The following is a 17770-nucleotide window of genomic DNA, read 5'->3' as shown; positions in this document are numbered from 1 at the left end:
CATAACTCCTCAGATTCGGCGCCCGTGCACCCCACGAACCCCGGAAACACGCGGGGCGAGGCATCCGCACCGCCCGAATCTGAGGAGTTACGGCACCGCCGACGCGCGCACGCGCAGGCGCGAGAGTCGGGCGGATGCCTCAGCTCAGGCCGGAATAGGCGTGCAGGCCCTTGAAGAACATGTTCACGATCGTGAAGTTGAAGATGACCGCGGTGAAGCCGATGATCGACAGCCACGCGGAGCGCGAGCCGCGCCAGCCGCGCGTCGCGCGGGCGTGGATGTACCCGGCGTAGAGCACCCAGATGACGAAGGTCCAGACTTCCTTCGTGTCGAAGCCCCAGTAGCGGCCCCACGCGTCGTTCGCCCAGATCGACCCGGCGATGAGGGTGAAGGTCCAGAAGATGAAGCCCAGGATCGCGAAGCGGTAGGCGAGGGATTCGAGCGCCTCGGACCCCGGAAGCGTCCGCAGGAAACCGGGGCCGGCCTTGACGGCCGAAGCGGCCTCGGCCGCGGCGATCGCCCGCCGCTCGCGCCGCGCCTGCATCAGCTGCAGCACGGAGAGCCCGAAGGCCAGCGCGAACAAGGCGGTGGCGAGCGAGGCGACGAACACGTGGATGACGAGCCACACCGACTTCAGCGGATCCATCAGCGGCACGATCTCGGTGTAGAACCAGATCGCCGTGCCGCCCAGGAGCACGACCACGAGCCCGGTGATGAACGTGCCGAGGAACCGCAGGTCGTACCGGAACAGCACGCCAAGGTACACGGCGACGATCAGGAGCGTGCCCGTCAGCGCGAACTCATACATGTTCGACCACGGCACCCGCCCGGCCGCGATGCCCCGCGTGACGTCGGCCCCGAGGTGGAAGAGGAAGGCCAGAACGGTCAGCGACGTGCCGATGCGCGCCCACACGAGACGCGGCCGCTGCGACGGCGGCGCCGTGAGCGCCGCCTCGGCCGCCCGCTCCTGCGCTCGCAGCTCGGCGATGCCCACCCGGCCCGCACCCACCCGGCCTGCGCCCACGAGCTCGCGCGCCTCGGCATCCTTCGCGTCGACCGAGGCCGCCCCGCGACGCGCGAGGTCGACCGCGTACGCGATGAAGGCGAGGGCGTAGACCGCGATCGCCGTCCACACCAGGACCACCGAGACCGAGTCAAGGGAGAAGGCGGAGGTTTCGGGCATGATCTCAGTCTACGCGGGGGTTCGAGGGGGTCCGGAGGCTCTCGAGATGGCGATCGGCGAACTGCGAGACGGCCGTCTCGAGCGTCGGATCCTCGCCGCGCGCGAGGCCCGCGTACTCGATCCGCAGCGCCTCGCCGTCGGGCACGACCTTGACCCACATCCGCCGTCGCGGCACGAACAGCGCCGCCAGCAGCCCGGCCGTCGCGAGCACGGCGAACACGAGCACCCAGGCAGCCGCGGCATCCCGATGGATCGACAGCGACACGTAGCGCTTGACCGATCCCTCATAGCCGTGCGCCGAATCGGATGCCTCGTTCTCGAACGAGATCGTGCCGTAGCCGCCGGGCAGGTCGGCCGTCTCGCCGGGGGCGAGCTCGATGGCGGGGGCGTCGGCGCCGCGGCCCGCGAGCTTGTCCATGCCGCTCGGGTCGAGGGTGTACACCGAGCGCGGCGTGCCGTCGTCGATGCCCAGGTCGCCGACGTAGACGTCGAGCGAGAGCACGGGGAGGACGAGGTCGGGATAGGCGGAGGTGAACGCGCCCGTCGTCAGCGGTGCCTGCGTCGGATAGAAGAAGCCGACGAGTCCCATCTGCTCGCCTGCTCCGCTCGCGTCGGAGAGCCCGTCGGTGACCTTGACCACGCCGAGCGAGGTCATGTTCGTGTCCTGCGGCAGGAAGGGCACCGATTCGGAGTAGACGACGTCGCCGTCCGCGTCGCGGATCGTGATCGTCGGGGCGTAGCCGTTGCCCATCAGGTAGATGCGGTCGCCGGCCATCTCGAGCGGGTGGTTCACGCGCACCTCGCCCGGCTGGGGGTCCTCACCCGCACGCTGCGTGGTGAGGTTCGCGACGAAGTCGCCGGCCTGGCCCGATCCCTGCTCGCCGTACGGCTGGTAGGTCACGTCGAACCGGTCGAGGGTGAGCGCATAGGGCTCGAGGGCGTTCTCGTCGACGAAGCGGCCGGGGTTGAACGACGTGTAGTCGAGCATCGAGTTCACGAACGTGCGTCCCTCGATGATCACGGTCTGCCCGGTGTAGGTGAAGCCGCCGCCGAGGCCGACCGACAGCAGCACGCCGACGAGCGCGGCGTGGAAGACGAGGTTCCCCGTCTCGCGCAGGTAGCCCCGCTCCGCTGAGACCGACAGGGTCGGGCCCGCGTCGTAGCGCGCCACCCGGTAGCCGGACTTCTTCAGCTGCTGCTCGGCGAGCGCGATCGCCGAAGCCGCCGCGGACTCGGCCGACCCCTCCGGCACGACGACCTCCGCGCGGTGGGCGTCCAGGCGCGACAGGCGTGCGGGAGTACGCGGGGGCGTCGCGCGCAGCGCCTTCCAGTGGTGCTTCGTGCGCGGGATGACGCAGCCGATGAGCGAGATGAACAGCAGGATGTAGATCGCCGAGAACCAGGGCGACGTGTACACGTCGAACATGCTCAGGTTGTCGAGGATCGGCGCGAGGTCGGGGTTGTCGGCGAAGTACTGCGTCACGCCGTTCGGGTCGGCGCTGCGCTGCGGCACGAGCGATCCGGGCACGGCCGCGATCGCGAGCAGCAGGAGCAGCACGAGGGCGGTGCGCATCGAGGTGAGCTGGCGCCAGCCCCACCGCAGCCACCCGACGGGACCGAGAGCCGGCTGGGTGACGTCGGCGGCGGAATCGGCGTGGTCGGCGGGTCGCAGCGGCTCGCTGCCGTCGGCCCCCGCCGCGAGGCCTGCGTCAGAACGGGAGCGGGACACTGCGGAACACCCCCTGCAGCTGGGCCATGATCTGCGTCCAGACGCCCGTCACCATCAGCAGGCCGAGCACGATCAGCACGATGCCGCCGGCGATGTTGACGGCGCGGATGTGGCGGCGCACGAACGCGACCGAGCGCGTCGCCCACCCGAAGCCCAGCGTCAGGAGGAGGAACGGGATGCCGAGCCCCAGCGAGTACGCCACCCCGAGGAGCGCCGCCCGGCCGGCCGAGCCGGTGTCGAAGGCCATCGTGAGGATCACGGCCAGCGTCGGGCCGATGCACGGCGCCCAGCCGATGCCGAGCGCGATGCCCAGGAGCGGAGCGCCGACGAGGCCCAGGTTGCCCCGCACCTGCGGGCGGGCGATGCGCTGCGCGAGACCGAACACGCCGATGAAGACGAGCCCCATCGCGATGACGACGACGCCGAGGACGCGCGTGATGACGTCGGCGTACTCCAGCAGGAACCGGCCGAGGGTTCCCCCGAGCATCGCGATGCTGACGAACACGACCGTGAACCCGGCGATGAAGAGCAGCACGCCGAGCAGCAGCCGCCCGCGGGCGGGGGCCTCAACGGCCGTCACCGTCGAAACGCGGGGAGATTTCGCCGCTTCGGGGCCTGCAGCGCCGCCAGACGCCGGAATATCCCCGCCGTTCGACGCCGAACCCGGCCCAGCGACTGAGCGTGAGGGCGCCGACACGGCTCCGCCGATGAAGCCGAGGTATCCGGGGACCAGCGGCAGCACGCACGGGGACAGGAACGACAGCAGCCCGGCGAGCACGGCGATCGGGATGGCGATGAGCAGGGAGCCGTCGGCGACGAGGTCGGCTGGGCTCACGACTCCTCCAGCGTGTCGTTCACGAGGGTCTTGAGGATCGTCGTCTCGCTGATCTGCCCGATGATCCGGGCCGCGACCCGGCCCTCGCGGTCCAGCACCAGCGTGACCGGCACCGCATTCAGCGGCGTCTGGCCGGCGAAGGCGAGCTTGATCGAGCCGTCGACGCTCGCGAGCGCACTCGGGTAGGCCACGCCGTACGTCTCGGCGAACGCCTGCGATGCTTCGGCGCCGTCGTACAGGTTGACCCCGAGGAAGGCGACGTCGTCGCCGGCGAACAGCTGGTTCACCTCCTCGAGGAGCGGAGCCTCGACGCGGCACGGCGCGCAGGCGGCGTACCAGAAGTTCACGACGAGCACGTCGCCGCGGTAGTCGGCGCTGGACGTCGTGGCGCCGGTGTCCAGCACGGCCTCGAAGTCCACGGGCTCGGTGCGCTCGGCCTCCGGGATCGGGACCACCTCGAAGCCGTCGGCCGCGATGAACCCCTTGCCGTCGCCGGCACGGTACTGGTCGGCGAGCGGATCGTTCGAGCAGGCGGCAAGTCCGGCGACCAGCGCGAGCGCGAGAAGAGCGGATGCCGCGCCCCGCGCCCGTCGCACGGCCCGGTGCCCCGCGGATCGACCGGAGGAGCCCATCACACCGCCCCCACGTCGACCGAGCCCGACAGCGACGCCGGCTCGGCGTAGGCGACCTCGGTCCACTTGCCGTCCTCGTCCATCGCGAAGCTCGTCACGCTCGACAGCGCGCAGCGGCGCTCGCGCGGATCGTGACGCGACGGCAGTCCCCCGACGGCCAGGTGGGTGATCCAGATCGGCAGCTGGTGCGAGACGATCACGACGTCTCCGGAGTCGGCCGACTTCCAGGCATCCGTCATCGCCTTGTTCATTCGCGCGATGACGTCGGCGTAGGGCTCGCCCCAGCTCGGCAGCGCGGGCTTGCGCAGGTGACGCCAGTTCCACGGATTGACGAGGGCGCGCAGCATCCGTCGTCCCTCGAAGACGTTGGTCGGCTCGATCACGCGCTCGTCGATGCGCGGCTCGAGCCCGAAGAGCTCGGTGAAGGGCTCGGACGACTCCTGCGTGCGCTGCAGCGGCGAGCACACGAGCGCCGTCACCGGGCGGTCGAGCGCCCGGACGTACTCGGCGGCCTGACGTGCCATGCGGCGGCCGTCCTCGCTGAGACCGAATCCCGGGAGTCGCCCGTAGAGCACGCGGCGGGGATTGTGCACCTCCCCATGGCGCACGAGGTGGAGGCGATCGGCAGGCACGGGTCCAGTCTACGGCGGCCTGTTCTATGAGACGCCTGAGCGTCAGCCGGCCGGGACGCGCTCACGATCGGGCTCGTCGGCCGGCTCGGCGCGGGAACGGGATGCCTCGATCAGCGTCCGCGTGCGTGCGAACAGGAACCACGCCACCGCGAGGGCGACGGCCACGATCACGACGTTCTGCACGATGTCGACGTACTGCTCCACGACGTGCCACGACTCCCCCAGCAGGAACCCGGCCATCACGAACACCGTGTTCCAGATCAGGCTGCCCGCCGCGGTGAGCAGGCCGAACCGCCACAGCGGCATGCGCGTCACGCCCGCGGGGATCGAGATGAGGCTGCGGAAGATCGGGATCATGCGTCCGAAGAACACGGCCACCGAGCCGTGGCGGTGGAACCACGCGACCGTGCGGTCGATGTCCTCCGGGTGCAGCAGCGGCACCTTCGCGGCGACGCGGCGAAGCCGGTCGACGCCGAGCCAGGCGCCGAGCCCGTAGAGGAGGAAGGCGCCGACGATCGAGCCGGCGGTGGTCCAGGCGAGGGCCTCGAACAGCGTGAACGAGCCGGTGCTCGCCGCGAGTCCCGCCATCGGCAGCACGACCTCACTGGGAAGCGGCGGGAAGAGGTTCTCGAGCGCGATCGCGATTCCGGCCCCGGCGGGGCCGATGACGTCCATCAGCGAGACGGACCAGTCCAGCAGAGCGGAGAGCCAGGAGGTGTCGGGGGAGGTTTCGGTCATCGGGGGCTTCGCCTTCGGTGATCGGATGCCGCGGCCACACGCCGCTCGGTCCCCTCCACGCTAAGCGACCCAGGTGAACTCCACCTGGGTGCTGACCCCCGGAAGCCTCAGGGGGCGCTCACGCCGCCGGGACCCCCGCCGAGGCGATGAAGGCGCCGAGGAACCAGGACCCGATGATGAGCGGAGCGGTCGCGAGCGGCACCCAGAAGGCGATGCGGCGGAAGGCCAGCAGCAGAACGGTGACCACGGATGCCGCGAGCAGCAGGACCCAGGGCAGGGCGACGGCCGTGACGAGCCCGGTGCCGATGAGCTCGGAGCTGCAGTCCCTCACCCCGCAGGGGTCGGACGCCATCGCGAGGAAGAAGCCGAGGAACGACATCAGCGCCGCCAGCGCGGCGAGCCCCACGAGCAGGATCGAGGAGACGACGATGTCCCACACCTTCAGCGGCTGTCGGCCGGACGGGCTGCGCAGGGCGGGAGACGTGGTCACGGCGTCATCATAGGGCCCCAGTAGACTGGTGCCTCGTGAGTGAACGCGTCCTGGTGAAGCAGCTGCAGGGTCTGTCCGACGGTCCCGTCTCGGTGTCCGGTTGGGTCGAGACCGTCCGTGATCAGAAGAAGGTGCAGTTCGTCATCCTTCGCGATGAGACCGGTGCGGTCCAGCTGGTCAACCCGGCGACCCGCCCCGCCGAGGACGGATCGGAGCAGGATGCCGCAGCCCTCGCGCTGACAGATCTCATCTCGAACCTGTCGACCGGCACGTTCCTGACGGTGACCGGCGAGCTCAAGCACGACGAGCGTGTGAAGCTCGGCGGCGTCGAGATCAAGATCGCCGCGCTCGACGTGGCCGCCGCTGCTCTTCCCGAGACGCCGATCGCCGCGGACAGCGGGCTCGACAAGCGCATGGACTGGCGCTTCCTCGACCTGCGCCAGCGCCGCAACAACCTCATCTTCCGCGTGCAGACGACGCTCGAGCACGCGTTCCGCTCCTACTGGATCGAGCGCGACTACATCGAGGTGCACTCCCCGAAGCTCATGGCGTCGGCCTCGGAGTCCAACGCCGAGCTGTTCGAGGTGCCCTACTTCGAGGAGAAGACGGCCTACCTCGCCCAGTCGCCGCAGTTCTTCAAGCAGATGGCGCAGGTCGCCGGGTTCGGCAAGATCTTCGAGATCGCGCCGGCCTTCCGCGCCGACCCGTCGTTCACCTCGCGCCACGCGACGGAGTTCACCTCGGTCGACGCCGAGATCAGCTGGATCGATTCGCACGAGGACGTCGCCACGATGCAGGAGGAGCTCCTGCAGACGGCGTTCCAGGCCGTCAAGGACAAGCACGGCGCCGAGATCGAGGAGCTCTTCGGTCTCGAGGTGCAGGTTCCCAGCATCCCGTTCCCGCGGATCCCGCTCGCCGAGGCGCGTGAGATCGTGAAGGCGCGCGGCTACGAGATCCCCCGCACCGACGGCGACCTCGACCCCGAGGGCGAGCGCCAGATCTCGGCGCACGTCGAGGAGACCTACGGCCACCAGTTCGTGTTCATCACGGACTACCACCCCGAGATCCGCGCGTTCTACCACATGCGCGACGAGGAGACCGGGCTCACCAAGAGCTACGACCTGCTGTTCAAGGGCGTCGAGATCACGACCGGCGCGCAGCGCGAGCACCGCGTCGACGTGCTCATCGCGCAGGCGGCCGAGAAGGGCCTCGAGCCCGAGCACCTCGACTTCTACTTCGACTTCTTCCGCTACGGCGCCCCGCCCCACGGCGGGTTCGGCATGGGCCTGGCGCGCGTGATGATGCTGCTGCTCGGGCAGGACTCGATCCGCGAGGTCACCTACCTCTTCCGCGGCCCGACGCGCCTCGCCCCCTGACGCCCGGCGGGTTCGCGGTAGCGCACAGTTCCTCGCAGGTAGCGCGGGTGCAACTGCGCCCTACGGGTGCAACTGCGCGCTAGACGGCGGCAGCCAGCGCAGCGCGCAGCCGGTCGGGCGAGACGCGCCAGTGGCCGTGGAGCGACCCGTCGATCAGCACGACCGGGATCTTCTCCCACCACTGCGCATAGAGCGCCGGGTCGTCGGCGATCGAGAGCTCCTCGACCTCGACGGCGTCCTCGGGAAGCTCGGCGACGACGGTCTCGACGACCTCGCGCGCGACGTCGCACAGGTGGCAGTCGGGCTTGCCGATGAGGGTGAGGGTCGTCATCCTCTCAGTCTAGGAGCGGCCCCGGATGCCTCGGCTCAGCGTTCGACGGGGTACCCGGCCGCGACCCACTCGTCGGTGCCGCCGTCGACGTTCGTGGCGTCGTAGCCCCGCGAGAGCAGCGCCTCGACGACCCGGCCGGACCGGCCGCCCACCTTGCAGATGACGGCGAAGGCGCCGTCGGGGAGCTCGTCGAGGTGCTCGCCGATCGTCGACATCGGCAGGTTCACTGCGCCGGGGACCCGCCCCGCCTCGAACTCCCATTCCTCACGCACGTCGATGACGGGCGTATCCGGCTGCTCGCGGAGCTGGTGGACGGTGATCGACGGCATGGACGTCTCCTTCGGCGGACGGCAGGCGGCAGGGGGACGGATGGCGGATACACGAAGCGCCCGTCCGAAGACAGGCGCTTGGTGTCGGTGCCGCTTACTTCTTGTTGCGGCGCTGGTGGCGCGTCTTGCGAAGCAGCTTGCGGTGCTTCTTCTTCGCCATGCGCTTGCGGCGCTTCTTGATGACAGAACCCACGGAAAACCTCACAATGTCGGGGTCTGGGGCGCAACGCGTGCGCGCCCGGGATCGGGCAGATACGAAAATGCCTCGGGACAGTCTAGCCGACGTCGGCGATAGGCCGTTGCAGGGCAGCGGTGACGGCCGATTCGGGCACACGATAGCTGCGGCCGAAGCGGACCGCAGGCAGCTCGCCCGAATGGACCAGCCGGTAGACCGTCATCTTCGAGACGCGCATGAGCTCCGCGACCTCGGCGACGGTGAGGAAGCGCACGTCAGGCAGCTCCGTCATGTCATCCCTTTCCCCAGAAATGCTGGGATCATTCCCCCAGAGTGCTTGCCACACTCTAGAGCGTGCGAGGGACGCGTGTAAACCTGTGTGAACAGTGAGGATGCTGGGACTTCACCCGCACTCAGCCGTCGCCCCGCTGCCGGGACCGACGGTCGCGCGCCTCGCGGGCGGTCTGGCGCAGCATCCGGTGTGCATCGCGGAGCGACTTCTCCGCCTCCCGCACCGCCTTCTGCGCCTCGCGGTACCGCTTGTCGTCGGCGATCTCGGCATCGTCCAGCCCCTGCCACGGCGCCCGTTCGGGACGGCGGCCCTCGGTGACCGCGTCGATGTACGCGGCGACGCCGTCGAGGCTTCGCTCGAGTCCGAACGAGAACGGATCGGACTCGTCCAGGAACGCGCCGGCATCGATCGCCTCCCGCAGCGCCGGGAAGGCGTCTGCGGTGATCAGGGACCGGAACAGGGCGTCCTCGTAGCGCGTGATGTCGTGCTCGCCCATCCCGCGCTCCCGCTCCAGGCGCGCGTAGCTCGCCAGCACGATCCCGGTCCAGCGCGCCGCCCCCGTCACGATCAGCAGGACGGCGAGCCGCTCGTCGTGGGTGAGTGGGGTGTCGCTCATCGCGCGCAGCCCGGCATCCATCCACGCTGCGCTGTTCGGTGTCGACGGGATGCCGCGGATCGGCACTTCGAGCACCCACGGATGCCGCAGATACGCCTGCACCTGCTCGTGGTACAGGGCCTCGAGCTGAGCCCGCCAGCCGCCGGCCCCGCGGCTCTCCTCGCTCGGGAGGCCGGTGGCCTCCTCCTGCATCAGCAGCACGAGGTCGTCCTTCGCGCTCACGTAGCGATAGAGCGACATCGGCGTGTAGCCGAGACGGGAGGCGACGGCAGCCATCGAGACGGCGCCGAGCCCCTCGGCATCCGCGATCTCGACCGCCGCGTCGACGATGCGCTCGACGCTCATCTCACGCTTGGGCCCGCGCTGCGGGTTCGCCGCGACGCCCCATGCCAGCGCGATCCCGCGCGGCAGCTCCGGCTCTTCGACGTCGCTCATGCCGTCAGTCTAGGACTGTCTATCACATAAACAGTGTGTTACCTTCATAAACAGTTTGCGGCGTACACAGTCGCCGCGCTCGCCCGAGAGGAGACGCATCATGGCGACCGCCCCCTATCCGCCCGCGATAGCCGTCCGCGGACTGCGCAAGTCGTTCGGCTCGCGGGTCGTGCTGGACGACCTCGATCTCACCGTGGCCCGCGGCGAGGTGTTCGCCCTCCTCGGTCCCAACGGCGCCGGGAAGACGACCACCATCAACGTGCTCACGACCTTGACGCGACCCGACGCCGGCACCGCCGAGGTCGCCGGAGTCGACGTGGTGCGCGACCCCGACGGCGTGAAGCGCCGCATCAGCCTCACCGGCCAGGCGGCGGCCGTCGACGATGTGCTCACCGGCGCTGAGAACGTCGAGATGCTCGGCCGGCTGTCGGGCCTCTCGCGCCGCGCCGCACGCCGCCGGGCCACCGAGCTCCTCGCCCGATTCGATCTGACGGATGCCGCATCCCGGCGCGTCGGCGCCTACTCGGGCGGCATGCGGCGCCGCCTCGATCTCGCCCTGAGCTTCGTCGTCACTCCCGAGGTGCTGTTCCTCGACGAGCCGACGACCGGCCTGGACACCCGCAGCCGCCGCGAGCTGTGGGATGTCATCCGCTCGCTGGCCGACGCCGGTACGACGGTGTTCCTGACGACCCAGTACCTCGAGGAGGCCGACCAGCTCGCCGATCGCATCGCCGTCCTCGACGGCGGGCGGGTGGTCGCCACCGGCACGGCCGCCCAGCTGAAGTCCCGCGTGGGCGGCGACACGGTCGAACTCCACGACGATCACGGCGACCTGCTCCGCGAGGTGCCCACCGACGGCAGCGTGTCGGGGCTGCGCGCCGCGCTCGACGTGCTCGACGAGGCCGGCGCGCAGGGCGTGGTGTCGCTGCGCCGCCCGAGCCTCGACGACGTCTTCCTCGCCCTCACCACGCCCGCATCCCGCCGCGTCGCGGCCGACCTCGAGGAGATCTCATGAGCGCCCCGGCATCCGAAGCCCCCGCCCTGCGCCCCCGCATCGGCGGCATCACGGCAGAGTCGGTCTTCCTCGGGCGCAGCCTGCGCCACTCCCTGCGCGACGGCGAATCGGGGCTCATGGCTCTCGCCCTGCCCGTGATCATCATGCTGCTGTTCACCTACGTCTTCGGCGGAGCGATCGATCCGACCGGAGGCTACGTCGACTACGTCGTGCCCGGCATCATCCTGCTGTGCGCCGGCTTCGGCGCGTCGAGCACGGCGGTCTACGTCGCGAGCGACATGAAGGCCGGCATCATCGACCGGTTCCGCACCATGCCGGTGCGCGCGAGTGCGGTGCTGACCGGCCACGTGGTCGCCAGCCTCCTGCGCAACCTCGTCGCGACCGGGCTCGTCGTCTGCGTCGCCCTCCTGCTGGGATTCCGCCCGACCGCCGACCTGTGGGGCTGGCTGGGCGCGCTGGCGATGATCGCCGTCTGGATCCTCGCCATCACGTACCTGTTCGCCGCGATCGGCCTCGCGTCGAACAGTCCGGAGGGCGCCAACGCCTACGGCTTCATCATCCTGTTCCTGCCCTACCTGTCGAGCGCCTTCGTGCCCGTCGAGACGATGCCGGAGTGGCTGCAGTGGGTCGCCGAGAACCAGCCGGTCACGCCGATCATCGAGACGATCCGCGGCCTCCTGATGGGCACGCCGATGGAGGGGCAGGCGTGGTGGGGCGTGGGCTGGTGCCTCGCCATCCTCGCGTTCGCGGTCGCGTGGGGCGCGTGGCTCTTCCGCCGGAAGGCGGGGCGGCGCTGAGACTCAGCGGCCGGGGAGCTTCTTCAGCGCCGAGGTGACGGCATGCTTCGCGGATGCCGCGGCACGGCCGACCACGTCGGCGGCGTGCGCTGCGGAGTCCGTCAGCACCGAGCCGATCGCGGAGTCGGCGTCGTCATCGTCGCCGAGGAACGGCACCAGCCAGTCGTCGACTTCGTCGAGCGGACCCGCCGAGAGGCTGTAGTAGCGGTGCTGCCCCTCCTCGCGCACCGACACGAGATGCGCCTCCCGCAGCACCTTCAGGTGCTTCGAGACCGTCGGCTGGCTCGCGCCGAGTTCGCTCACGATGTGCGAGACGCTCGTCCCGCGCTCGCCGGCGGTGGCACGATCGAGAAGGAGCCGCAGGATGTCGCGACGCGTTCCGTCCGCGATCACGTCGAAGATGTCCGCCATGTGCTCAGATTAGTCATGAGCCTCGCGGAGTACCATGAGGACGACCGCCGGACCGTCGCATAGGGAGGACCCGCATGTCGGATGGCTGGCGTGTCGTCGGCGTTCGGCGCCTCCGTGCGCTCGGGCACGAGGTCATGGAATTCTTCCGCGATCTCACCCAGCGATCACCCGCCCGGTTCGCGATCATCATCTTCCTGTCGCTGATCCTGCTGTTCACCGGACTGTTCTCGCTGCCGATCGCTTCCGCCGACGGACAGGTCACCGCGTTCGCCGACGCGTTCTTCACCGCCGTGTCGACGATCTGCGTCACGGGCCTGTCGACGGTCGACATGGCGACGCACTGGTCCCCCTTCGGACACGTGCTGGTCTTCGTCGGCGTGCAGATCGGCGCCCTCGGCGTCCTGACGCTCGCCTCGATCCTCGGCCTCGTGATCTCCCGTCGCCTCGGTCTGCGCGCCAAGCTCATCGCGGCGAGCGACTCGAACCCGCTGCGCACGCACGGCGGCCCCGTGAACGAGGGCCAGACCGTGCAGCTGGGACAGATCGGCGCGCTGCTGGCGACCGTCGCCCTGTCCACCCTCGTGATCGAGGCGATCGTGGCGGTGCTGCTCTACCCGGGTCTCATCGTGGCGGGAGTCCCGTGGCACGTCGCCCTGTGGGAGGCGCCGTACTACGCCGCGATGGCGTTCACGAACACCGGGTTCACGCCCAACGCGGAGGGCCTGGAGCCCTTCGCCACCGACTACTTCTTCCTCACCGTGCTGATGTTCGGGGTCTTCCTCGGATCGATCGGATTCCCGGTCATCTACACGCTGCGCAAGCACCTGTGGCACGTGCGGCGCTGGTCGCTGCACACCAAGCTGACCCTCATCACGACGGTCGCGCTGTTCTTCGCCGGCGGTGTGGCGTTCCTGGTGCTCGAGTACGACAACCTCCTCACGCTCGGGCGGCAGGACGCGTGGGACACCACCTTCCAGGCGTTCTTCCTGTCGGCGATGACGAGATCCGGCGGCTTCGCGATCCTCGACATCGGCGAGCTCAACCAGTCCAGCCTGCTCGTGGGCTGCATGCTGATGTTCGTCGGCGGCGGCTCGGCCTCGACGGCCGGAGGCATCAAGGTCACCACGCTCGCCGTCATCGGACTGGCCGTGTGGTCGGAGGCGAAGGGCCGCGCGTCGAACCAGGTCTTCGGCCGCCGGATCCCGAGCGACGTGCTGCGGGTCGCTCTGTCGGTCGTCGCGTGGGGTGCGACGATCGTCGCGATCTCGACGATCATCATCACCCAGATCACGAAGGCCGATCTCGGAGACGTGCTCTTCGACGTGATCTCGGGCTTCGCGACCGTCGGCCTGTCCACCGGGCTCACCGCAGAGCTCCCCGACAGCGCCATCTACGTCCTCGCCATCACGATCGTCATGGGTCGCGTTGGTACAGTGACACTCGCCGCGGCCGTGGCCGCGTCGTCCCGATCGCAGCTCTACTCGCTGCCCGTGGAAAGGCCGATCGTTGGTTGAACGGATCCGCAGCGACGCTCCCGTCCTCGTGATTGGACTCGGGCGCTTCGGCGCCGCGTGCGCCGGCGAGCTCGACCGGCTCGACCGCGAGGTGCTCGCGATCGACGAGAGCCTCGAGCTCGTGCAGAAGTGGTCGGAGCGTGTCACCCACACGGTGCAGGCCGACGCCCGCAACATCGACGCCCTCAAGCAGATCGGGGCGCAGGACTTCCAGGTGGCCGTTGTCGCGGTCGGCTCGTCGATCGAGGCATCCGTCCTCATCACCGCCAACCTCGTCGACCTGAAGGTGCCGCAGATCTGGGCCAAGGCGGTGTCGCAGTCGCACGGCAAGATCCTCGCCCGCGTCGGCGCCAACCACGTCATCTACCCCGAGCGCGAGGCCGGTGAGCGCGTCGCCCACCTCGTAAGCGGGCGGATGCTGGACTTCATCCGCTTCGACGACGACTTCGTGCTCGCCAAGATGTATCCGCCGAAGTTCATTCGCGGCGTGGGCCTGAACGAGTCCGGCGTGCGGACGAAGTACAACGTGACCGTCGTGGGCGTGAAGAGCCCCGGCAAGCCGTTCCGCTACGCCGAGGCGAACACCGTCGTGACCAACCACGACCTGATCATCGTGTCCGGCACGAACTCCGACATCGAGCGCTTCGCCGCCCTCGACCGCTAGCCCGGGTTCGCGCCGGATGCGACGCGACGCACTCGCGCCGACCTCCACCGGCGCATAACTCCTGCATTTTCGAGGGCCCCGGGAGGCGGCGGCGCGTATCGGCGCGCCCGCGGACCCACGAAGAACGCAAGGTGCAGGAGTTATGCGCCCGTCGGCCGGGCGCGGGAGCCGTGGCTCGGACGCGCCGAAGTGCGCTTACGCACCCGCTTCGCGCGCACTTCGGCGCGGTGGAGCACCGGATGCCGCCGCGGCGGCGGGTCAGGCGCCGCGGCGGGTCAGGCGCCGGCGGCGAGCTCCTTCGCGCGGGCGAGCGCGGCAGCGGTGGCATCGGCGAAGGTCAGGTCCAGGCGGGCATCCTGCAGCACGGCGATCGCGCGTTCGGTGGTGCCCTTAGGGCTCGTCACGCGGCGGCGCAGCTCGGCAGGATCCTCTCCGGATGCCTCGAGCAGGCCCGCCGCGCCGATGAAGGTCTGCTCCGCCATGAGCCGGGCGTCCTCGAGTGGGAAGCCCTGCCCGACGGCCGCCTTCGTGAACTCCTCGACCACGAGGAAGAAGTAGGCGGGACCGGAGCCCGAGATCGTCGAGAGCGGGTCGATCTGCGGCTCGGGCACCTCGACGACCGTGCCGACGGTCTCGAACAGATGCCGCACGATCGCGGTTTCCGCGGCACCGGCGCGCGTGCCGGCCGCCAGGCCGGTCACCCCCTTGCCGACGAGCGACGGCGTGTTCGGCATCGACCGCAGCACGACGACGTCATCGCCGAGGATCGACTCGAACGTCGCGATCGTCACGCCGGCGGCGAGGCTGACGACGATCGTCCCGGGCCGCAGCGCGGGCGCGATCTCGCGCAGCAGGTCGGGCACCATCGCCGGCTTGACGCCGACGAGCACGACGTCGGCGGAGGACGCGGCATCCGTGTTCCCGGTGGACTGCTCCTCGAGCGCGAGGCTCGTCACGCCCGGGAGGCCGGCGAGCGCGGCGGCCTTCTCGGCGGTGCGGTTCGTGACCGTCACGCCCCCTGCGGCGAGGCCCGAGCGCACCAGGCCGTGCAGGATCGCGCCCCCCATGGACCCGGCTCCGAGGATCGCGATGGGCGGAAGAACGGGTGCATCGGTCATCGCGCCAGTCTACGATCGACGCCTTAGTTGCGTATTGACTTATATAAGCGTTGATGCAATGATCAGGACATGCACGCGCTCGACATCCTCGGAGATCCGGTGCGCCGGCGCATCCTCGAACTCCTCGCGGAGGGCGAGCGCAGCGCCGGCGAGATCGGCGAGGTCGTGCAGCGCGAGTTCGGCATCTCGCAGCCGGCGGTGTCGCAGCACCTGCGCGTGCTGCGTGAATCCGGCTTCGCCACCGCGCGTCCCGACGGCACCCGCAGGCTCTACGCGCTCGATCCGGAGCCGCTGTCGGCCGCGGCGGCGTGGTTCGACCCGTTCCGGCGCTTCTGGCAGCCGCACCTCGACGCTCTCGGCACCGAGCTCGCGCGCGGCCGCCGGCAGCGGCGACAGGCGCAGGCGGCGAACGAGCCCCCCGACACGACCAGCGTCGACAGCCAAGACAGCACGAACAGCGTCGACAGCCAAGACAGCACGAACATCACTGACGAGAAACCCACGACCGAACCCCAGGAGGACTGACATGGTCGACGTACAGCGACAGCTCGACGCGGTGACGCGCACGGTGCGCGCGGAGGACTTCGACGGAGAACCGTCCCACGTCCAGACGCTCGCGCAGACGTATCCGTCACCCATCGAGGACGTGTGGGATGCCGCCACCAGCGTCGATCGCATCCCCCGGTGGTTCCAGCCGATCACCGGCGACCTGCGCCTGGGCGGGCGCTACCAGATCGAGGGCAATGCCGGCGGCGAGATCCTGGAGTGCGCACCGCCCGCGGACGGCACCGCGCACTACACCGCGACGTGGGAGTTCGGCGGCGGCGTGACCTGGATCACCGTCGCGCTCACCGCCGTCGGCGACGACGCGACGCGGTTCGAGCTCATTCACACCGCCCGGGTCGGCGACATCCCGCCCGGTTTCTGGGAGACCTACGGCCCCGGCGCGACCGGAGTCGGCTGGGACGGCGGCCTGCTCGGGCTCGCCCTGCACCTCTCCGGCTCCGGCGACGGGCCCAGCCCCGCCGAGGCCGACGCGTGGGCGCGGACCGACGAGGGCATCGCCTTCTTCCGCGGCGCGGCGGACGGCTGGGGCGCTGCGCACGCAGCGTTCGGCGCCGACCCCGCCACCGCCGCGCGCGCCGCCGACAGCACGTTCGCGTTCTACACCGGCCAGGCGGTTTCAGGCATGGAAGGCTGACGCGTCGGGTTTCCGGATGCCTCGGCCGCGGCATCCGGGACCTGCACCCGGTTCGCGCCCTCCACCGCGGGACTATCATCGTGACGTGGGGGCGAGGGCGCCTCCGGCGTGGACTGTGGGAGGCCCGAATGCTCTTCGACGACATCACTGCTCGCGTCATCGAGACGCCGCGGCTGAACGTCAACATCCTCGAGCGTGCCGGAGACGACCCGGCGACGCCCTCCGAGCGCACGGTCGTGCTGATCCACGGCAACGTCTCGTCGTCGCTGTTCTGGCAGGAGCTCATGGAGGACCTCCCGGGCGACCTCCGCGTGATCGCGATCGACCTGCGGGGGTTCGGGGGCACGGAGCACGCGCCCGTCGACGCCACGCGAGGCGTGCGGGACTTCAGCGACGACGTGCGCGCGGCGCTGGAGACCCTCGGCATCCGCACCGCCCATCTCGTGGGCTGGGCGATGGGCGCGGGGGTCATCATGCAGTACGCGCTGGACCACCCGGTGCTCAGCCTCACCCTGCAGTCGCCGATCTCGCCGTACGGCTTCGGCGGCACGCGCCGCGACGGCAGCCGACTCACCGACGACGACGCCGGCTGCGGTGGCGGGGCCGCCAATCCCGACTTCGTGCATCGCCTCATCGACCACGACGAGACCGACGCCGCGCCGACATCACCGCGCAGTGTGTTCCGCTCGAGCTACGTCGCTCCGGGATTCCGGACCGAGAACGAGGACCTGTGGGTCCAGTCCATGCTCACGACCTCGACGGCGACGGGAAACTACCCCGGCCACTCCGTCACGAGCGAGAACTGGCCGGGATTCGGCGCCGGAACCATCGGCGTGCTGAACACCATGGCGCCGCGCTATTTCGACGTGTCGGGCATCGCCGACCTCGCCGAGAAGCCCCCGATCCTGTGGGTGCACGGCACGGCCGACGCGGTCGTCTCGGACGCGTCGTTCTCCGACCTCAACAACCTCGGGAAGCTCGGCATCGTTCCCGGCTGGCCCGGCGACGAAGTCGCGCCGCCGCAGGAGATGGTGTCGCAGACGCGCGACGTGCTCGCCCGCTACTCGGCGGGCGGGGGCGAGGTCACCGAGCTCGGCCTCGAAGGGGTCGGCCACTCCCCCCATCTCGAGCGTCCCGCAGAGTTCCGGCACGCGCTGCTGACCGTGATCGGATACGTCGGACCGTCGGCCCACCCTGCGCCGTCGACCGAGGCGATCATCATCCGCTCCGCCGACTGAACAGCCGTCAACCCCCGCA

The 17770-nt window shown here is 70.1% G+C and carries 21 protein-coding genes and 1 pseudogene; 8 read left to right on the top strand and 14 right to left on the bottom strand.

Annotation, left to right across the window (positions count from 1 at the left end):
• Positions 1 to 139: 139 nt before the first annotated feature.
• The 7 genes and pseudogenes from ccsB to ACE3O1_RS05715 form a co-directional block, all read right to left on the bottom strand.
• On the bottom strand, positions 140 to 1183 hold the full coding sequence (gene ccsB / locus ACE3O1_RS05745; protein ID WP_374313341.1) for a c-type cytochrome biogenesis protein CcsB: 1044 nt from the start codon (positions 1181 to 1183) through the stop codon (positions 140 to 142).
• A gap of 4 nt (positions 1184 to 1187) precedes the next feature.
• Positions 1188 to 2912 (bottom strand): cytochrome c biogenesis protein ResB, encoded by a 1725-nt coding sequence (locus tag ACE3O1_RS05740; protein ID WP_374313339.1) that lies wholly within the window; start codon positions 2910 to 2912, stop codon positions 1188 to 1190.
• Complete coding sequence (locus ACE3O1_RS05735) at positions 2893 to 3747, bottom strand: cytochrome c biogenesis CcdA family protein (RefSeq protein ID WP_374313337.1); 855 nt, start codon at positions 3745 to 3747, stop codon at positions 2893 to 2895. Before ACE3O1_RS05735 ends, ACE3O1_RS05740 begins: the two co-directional genes overlap by 20 nt.
• A complete protein-coding gene (locus ACE3O1_RS05730) occupies positions 3744 to 4379 on the bottom strand; it encodes a TlpA family protein disulfide reductase (RefSeq protein ID WP_374313335.1) in 636 nt (211 codons plus the stop codon). Before ACE3O1_RS05730 ends, ACE3O1_RS05735 begins: the two co-directional genes overlap by 4 nt.
• Positions 4379 to 5011 (bottom strand): histidine phosphatase family protein, encoded by a 633-nt coding sequence (locus ACE3O1_RS05725; protein ID WP_374313333.1) that lies wholly within the window; start codon positions 5009 to 5011, stop codon positions 4379 to 4381. Before ACE3O1_RS05725 ends, ACE3O1_RS05730 begins: the two co-directional genes overlap by 1 nt.
• 42 nt (positions 5012 to 5053) lie before the next feature.
• Positions 5054 to 5749, bottom strand: a complete 696-nt coding sequence (locus ACE3O1_RS05720) for a DedA family protein (RefSeq protein WP_374313331.1) — start codon at positions 5747 to 5749, stop codon at positions 5054 to 5056.
• A 118-nt stretch (positions 5750 to 5867) separates the two neighbouring features.
• Positions 5868 to 6275: pseudogene (locus ACE3O1_RS05715) on the bottom strand (hypothetical protein); the annotation flags it as partial.
• Here ACE3O1_RS05715 and aspS point away from each other — a divergent pair.
• Entirely contained in the window at positions 6275 to 7615 is a 1341-nt protein-coding gene (gene aspS, locus ACE3O1_RS05710; RefSeq protein ID WP_374313329.1) for an aspartate--tRNA(Asn) ligase, read from the top strand. The pseudogene ACE3O1_RS05715 and the gene aspS overlap by 1 nt on opposite strands.
• A 79-nt stretch (positions 7616 to 7694) precedes the next feature.
• Here the strand turns inward: aspS and ACE3O1_RS05705 are convergent, their stop codons facing one another.
• The 5 genes from ACE3O1_RS05705 to ACE3O1_RS05685 all read right to left on the bottom strand — a co-directional run bounded on the left by ACE3O1_RS05705 (position 7695) and on the right by ACE3O1_RS05685 (position 9793).
• On the bottom strand, positions 7695 to 7946 hold the full coding sequence (locus ACE3O1_RS05705) for a glutaredoxin family protein (protein WP_374313327.1): 252 nt from the start codon (positions 7944 to 7946) through the stop codon (positions 7695 to 7697).
• 35 nt (positions 7947 to 7981) lie between these two features.
• Positions 7982 to 8275, bottom strand: a complete 294-nt coding sequence (locus ACE3O1_RS05700; RefSeq protein ID WP_374313325.1) for a rhodanese-like domain-containing protein — start codon at positions 8273 to 8275, stop codon at positions 7982 to 7984.
• Between the two features lie 94 nt (positions 8276 to 8369).
• The gene (locus ACE3O1_RS05695) at positions 8370 to 8468 is read right to left on the bottom strand and encodes a 30S ribosomal protein bS22 (RefSeq protein ID WP_003792170.1); all 99 of its coding nucleotides are present in this window, start codon (positions 8466 to 8468) and stop codon (positions 8370 to 8372) included.
• Between the two features lie 82 nt (positions 8469 to 8550).
• Positions 8551 to 8742: a helix-turn-helix domain-containing protein gene (locus ACE3O1_RS05690; RefSeq protein WP_056121947.1), complete on the bottom strand. Its 192-nt coding sequence runs from the start codon at positions 8740 to 8742 to the stop codon at positions 8551 to 8553.
• A gap of 121 nt (positions 8743 to 8863) precedes the next feature.
• On the bottom strand, positions 8864 to 9793 hold the full coding sequence (locus ACE3O1_RS05685) for a TetR/AcrR family transcriptional regulator (RefSeq protein ID WP_374313321.1): 930 nt from the start codon (positions 9791 to 9793) through the stop codon (positions 8864 to 8866).
• Positions 9794 to 9893: 100 nt separating this feature from the next.
• Between ACE3O1_RS05685 and ACE3O1_RS05680 the strand changes: the two genes are divergently transcribed.
• Together ACE3O1_RS05680 and ACE3O1_RS05675 are read left to right on the top strand one after the other, a co-directional pair.
• On the top strand, positions 9894 to 10808 hold the full coding sequence (locus ACE3O1_RS05680; protein ID WP_374313319.1) for an ATP-binding cassette domain-containing protein: 915 nt from the start codon (positions 9894 to 9896) through the stop codon (positions 10806 to 10808).
• Complete coding sequence (locus tag ACE3O1_RS05675; RefSeq protein WP_374313317.1) at positions 10805 to 11605, top strand: ABC transporter permease; 801 nt, start codon at positions 10805 to 10807, stop codon at positions 11603 to 11605. The genes ACE3O1_RS05680 and ACE3O1_RS05675 overlap by 4 nt, the downstream gene beginning before the upstream one ends.
• Positions 11606 to 11608: 3 nt before the next feature.
• Here ACE3O1_RS05675 and ACE3O1_RS05670 read toward each other — a convergent pair whose 3' ends face one another.
• On the bottom strand, positions 11609 to 12016 hold the full coding sequence (locus tag ACE3O1_RS05670) for an ArsR/SmtB family transcription factor (RefSeq protein ID WP_374313315.1): 408 nt from the start codon (positions 12014 to 12016) through the stop codon (positions 11609 to 11611).
• A 134-nt stretch (positions 12017 to 12150) separates the two neighbouring features.
• On the opposite strand from ACE3O1_RS05670, the gene ACE3O1_RS05665 reads away from it, so the two are divergent.
• A complete protein-coding gene (locus ACE3O1_RS05665) occupies positions 12151 to 13530 on the top strand; it encodes a TrkH family potassium uptake protein (RefSeq protein ID WP_374313345.1) in 1380 nt (459 codons plus the stop codon).
• On the top strand, positions 13523 to 14194 hold the full coding sequence (locus ACE3O1_RS05660; RefSeq protein WP_374313313.1) for a TrkA family potassium uptake protein: 672 nt from the start codon (positions 13523 to 13525) through the stop codon (positions 14192 to 14194). The genes ACE3O1_RS05665 and ACE3O1_RS05660 overlap by 8 nt, the downstream gene beginning before the upstream one ends.
• Before the next feature lie 275 nt (positions 14195 to 14469).
• Here the strand turns inward: ACE3O1_RS05660 and proC are convergent, their stop codons facing one another.
• Positions 14470 to 15312: a pyrroline-5-carboxylate reductase gene (proC, locus tag ACE3O1_RS05655; protein ID WP_374313311.1), complete on the bottom strand. Its 843-nt coding sequence runs from the start codon at positions 15310 to 15312 to the stop codon at positions 14470 to 14472.
• 69 nt (positions 15313 to 15381) lie between these two features.
• On the opposite strand from proC, the gene ACE3O1_RS05650 reads away from it, so the two are divergent.
• The 3 genes from ACE3O1_RS05650 (at position 15382) to ACE3O1_RS05640 (ending at position 17751) form a co-directional block, all read left to right on the top strand.
• A complete protein-coding gene (locus ACE3O1_RS05650; protein ID WP_374313309.1) occupies positions 15382 to 15837 on the top strand; it encodes an ArsR/SmtB family transcription factor in 456 nt (151 codons plus the stop codon).
• Position 15838: 1 nt separating this feature from the next.
• Positions 15839 to 16513, top strand: coding sequence for an SRPBCC domain-containing protein (locus tag ACE3O1_RS05645; protein WP_374313307.1), 675 nt, complete (start codon positions 15839 to 15841; stop codon positions 16511 to 16513).
• Positions 16514 to 16641: 128 nt separating this feature from the next.
• A complete protein-coding gene (locus ACE3O1_RS05640) occupies positions 16642 to 17751 on the top strand; it encodes an alpha/beta fold hydrolase (protein WP_374313305.1) in 1110 nt (369 codons plus the stop codon).
• The last annotated feature ends 19 nt before the right edge of the window (positions 17752 to 17770 follow it).

It is taken from the genome of Microbacterium sp. (assembly GCF_041909575.1).
Taxonomy (GTDB): domain Bacteria; phylum Actinomycetota; class Actinomycetes; order Actinomycetales; family Microbacteriaceae; genus Microbacterium.
The sequence above is the reverse complement of the archived record's forward strand: the minus strand, read 5'-3'. Positions and strand labels throughout refer to the sequence as shown.